Source organism: Aureimonas sp. D3 (genome assembly GCF_001463805.1).
Taxonomy (GTDB): domain Bacteria; phylum Pseudomonadota; class Alphaproteobacteria; order Rhizobiales; family Rhizobiaceae; genus Aureimonas; species Aureimonas ureilytica_A.
In genome coordinates, this window is the sequence record NZ_BBWM01000077.1 from 1 (window position 1) to 3,247 (window position 3,247).

Sequence of the window (3,247 nt, forward strand, 5' to 3'; positions counted from 1 at the left end):
CGAAGGGCATCAAGCCCTGCATTCCAGGGCGCAAGTCGCGCAACGCGCCGGTGCGCCACGACAAGCGTCGCTACGTCAGACGCAACCGCATCGAGATCATGTTCGGGCGGCTAAAGGACTGGCGGCGGGTTGCGACCCGCTACGATCGGTGCCCGACCGTCTTCTTCTCCGCCATCCCGCTCGCCGCCACCGTCCTCTTCTGGCTCTGAGCTATGAGGCCTGACCCTAGGGCAGAATGCGAATGAGCGTGCTCCATGGAGAGCTGCCGCATCCACCTTGAGCGGGATGAGACGGGTCTGCGGGGGGAGCCTGCACCGCGGCACCTTCGGTGGATGCCTCATAAACGGTTTGACAGTACCACAACCGGTTCTCCGCTCTAACCCATTCGAAGCGGCTGAATTTTCCCGGATTGTAGCTGTTGGCCGGGTGGTTGTAGGCGACCAGGTGCCGGGCGTTGTCACCAACGGAGCAAACCTCGAACACCAAATCTCCTGAAATCCAAAAGCGGTTCGAGACTGCCTGCAACCCGCCGAAATTATCGACGTAGCTGCCAACGATCTCTGGAGCGTTTTGAGGTGCCTGGGCGCACCCTGCTGCCTCTGCACGCTCCGAAGATGCGATCGCTAGAATTGCTAGTCCGAATGTGGTGGCGCGCATAAGCTTCCTCCGCCGATCGATCCTGTGCCAGCTACGGTAACGCGCCTCCAACCACTCGGCTAGAGCCTGCGATCTGCACCGGGAACATCTGAAACGGTCGAGCTGTCTTTGCCCGATCCCATGCTAGAGTTTCGCCAAATGCTCAGCCAGCTACACATCAGGGCGATCATGATTGCGAACACTCCTGTCTGCGACGCAGCGGTTACGACAGATCTCGGTGAGGCCTTTGCGCGGCATGTTTCGACATACCGAGGCAAACCGGAATTTGCGCTGGGCTATCCCGAAACGAAATGGCTCAACGTGATGCGCATTCGCGCGGACAATGCGCAAGATGCGGCGCTCGGCCAGATGACCGATGAAATGCTGAATCTTCTTTCGGATCCAGTCTCGGCAGGTGATCGGTTCAAGCCGCGCTTCTTGGAGCTCTATGGTCAAGCGCGCCGGCATGCGTATCCGCTGGCTTGCGCGCTCTTGGACGAGATCCATGCGATCAACGATATCACCCGCGACTACACCCTGGGCTGCTTCGACTTCGGGATGATCCGACGGATGGAGGACGAGGCGCTCAGCAGCAAATCGATGCGCACCTTTGTCGATGATATGCTGAAGAAGCTTGGAGCGATGACGAACCGCCCCCGGCACGACGTCTTTCGGCAAGTGTTCGACGTCTATTCCGAGGCTCTCGTTTATCGACTTCTGCTCGAGCGCGGGGCGGGGCATCTCTCGATCGAGAAAATCCCTGAGAGCAAAGAGCCAGGCCCCGATTTCAAATGCGAGTTGCGAACCGAGCGAAACGGAGAGCCGAAGAGTCTCGAGTTTTACATCGAGGTCAAGGCCCTGGATATCGTCGCCGCTCCGCAGCGTCTCCCCGAGATGCTGGACGAAGGCATGGACGTCCAGATCGAACTCGAACGGCAGCTTCGCGAAGGAAAGAACATCGCGATCGCGTCCGGTGAGATTGCGCCCTATCGACCGTTCGGAACCAACAGCGATTATGATCCCTGGTCAGTCCGGAAAGTGATCGAGACGTTGGCCGAAAAGGCCGCTCAGAATTTCAAGCCGAAGCAGTTTCAGCGCGGCCCGACCTTCGCCCTGGCAAACCTGCTGCGGCTTCCGCTTCCAGGGCAGGGTGCGAGTTCTCTCGCACCATTCTTCTACGACAAGTTGGCTGGAGGTGCCTGCGTCAGTGGGGTGCTGTGGCATATGGCGTTCGGTGAAGTCGGCGCACCAGTCCATCGCTGGCCTTCGTTTGAGGGGGCAGGCACGGCCGATGGCAATCTCAAGCAAGCCGGCCTCCTGGTGGATCCGGCGGTCCATCTGGACACGCCCGGGCTCATAGCTCTGCATTACGACAAGGGCGCCTACAGGTTCGACGGCCTCTACGACGCGCGTTGGACAGATAGCGGCTCGGGCTGGAGCAATATCGAAGTTGAAACCGTCCTCCATGCGCTTTGTGGAGACTATAACGATCGCGGCAACGAGCGAGCTGCTGAATATGCCTACTACGTCGACCGTGAGGGCCGCCCGTAAGGCGGTTACCAGACTGTCTCTGCGGACGAATTCACAAGTCGCCTTCGTGCACCTGCTGAAAGGATGGCGATTATCGTCCTTGCCGCAGTCGCTCGACGCCGATCACGCAGGCCAAAGCAGCTTCAAGCCGACTATCTCGTCAGGACGTGACCATCCTCGTCGGTTGAAGCTTCCGACGTTTTGCCCGCGCTTCAGGGCTTGATTAAGGCTACGGGCGAGGAGCATGCGGTAGTTAGCCCGACGTGACCGTCCTTCTCAGACCAAACTCGGCAATGCGCCTGGGTTGTGCTATGGCAAGAGTCCTACTCTCCTTTCCGTGCAACACCTCCTAATCTCACCGGGACCGCAGATGGACGGGCATAATTTTGAGCGCCTAAAGGCTCATATTCTACCGCGATCGGTTGCCCAGGAATTCAATGCTGCTCGCTCCGAATGGGACCTCCAGTTCGTAGAGATCAGCGACGAACCCGACCATTGTCCCTGTGGACAGCAGATCCTTGAGCACTGCTACATCCGCAATCGTCTGACTCACCGTGAGACCTATGTCGGCAACGTCTGTATCAACCGGTTCCTGGGGATCGATACCGGCAACCTGTTCGATGGCTTGAAGCGGATCAGAGATGATCCATCCGCGAACGCAAACGAAGCGGTGATCGAGTATGCTCGGAAAAACGGCTTCCTCTATGAACGGGAATATACGTTCCTCCATAGTACAAAGCTCAAGCGTAAGCTGAGCAGTGCTCAGTCGTCATGGAAGGTTAAAATCAACCGCCGGATCATTGAGCGCACCGTGGTTCACCGTCGAACAGATAGGGCACCGACGTAGGCGGATCACATTTTTTCCAAGCGGTAAAACCGTCTCAAAGGGTCGATGCCGCGCGTGTAGGAGTAGGCAGGTCAGTGCGAGAGCTTCATCTCGCAATTGGTGACCGCGCAGAACGAGCAGTGGGAAACAGATGGTCGGTCGTGGGTCTGAATGGCGTCGTTGGGAACCTCACATCCACGCACCTGACACCATTCTCAACAATCAGTTTGGCGGAAGTTCGCCTTGGGACACCTT

General features: G+C 58.1%; 4 protein-coding genes. 3 read left to right on the forward strand and 1 reads right to left on the reverse strand.

What is annotated here, in order from left to right; genetic code table 11:
• Nucleotides 1-209, forward strand: a 209-nt coding sequence (locus AUL36_RS22110; protein WP_156418532.1) for a transposase, incomplete at its 5' end; no start/stop codon positions are given.
• A gap of 16 nt (nt 210-225) precedes the next feature.
• Here the strand turns inward: AUL36_RS22110 and AUL36_RS24045 are convergent.
• Nucleotides 226-657: a hypothetical protein gene (locus AUL36_RS24045; RefSeq protein ID WP_156418533.1), complete on the reverse strand. Its 432-nt coding sequence runs from the start codon at nt 655-657 to the stop codon at nt 226-228.
• Between the two features lie 138 nt (nt 658-795).
• Here AUL36_RS24045 and AUL36_RS22115 point away from each other — a divergent pair, with 138 nt between their 5' ends.
• Together AUL36_RS22115 and AUL36_RS23515 are read left to right on the forward strand one after the other, a co-directional pair.
• Nucleotides 796-2,187: a hypothetical protein gene (locus AUL36_RS22115; protein ID WP_062224328.1), complete on the forward strand. Its 1,392-nt coding sequence runs from the start codon at nt 796-798 to the stop codon at nt 2,185-2,187.
• Between the two features lie 349 nt (nt 2,188-2,536).
• Entirely contained in the window at nt 2,537-3,013 is a 477-nt protein-coding gene (locus tag AUL36_RS23515; protein ID WP_082656021.1) for a hypothetical protein, read from the forward strand.
• Nucleotides 3,014-3,247 lie beyond the last annotated feature (234 nt).

Coding starts and splice junctions, on each gene's coding strand:
- AUL36_RS22115 (WP_062224328.1), top strand. CDS start 796: ATGCTCAGCCAGCTACACATCAGGGCGATCATGATTGCGAACACTCCT.
- AUL36_RS24045 (WP_156418533.1), bottom strand. CDS start 657: ATGCGCGCCACCACATTCGGACTAGCAATTCTAGCGATCGCATCTTCG.
- AUL36_RS23515 (WP_082656021.1), top strand. CDS start 2,537: ATGGACGGGCATAATTTTGAGCGCCTAAAGGCTCATATTCTACCGCGA.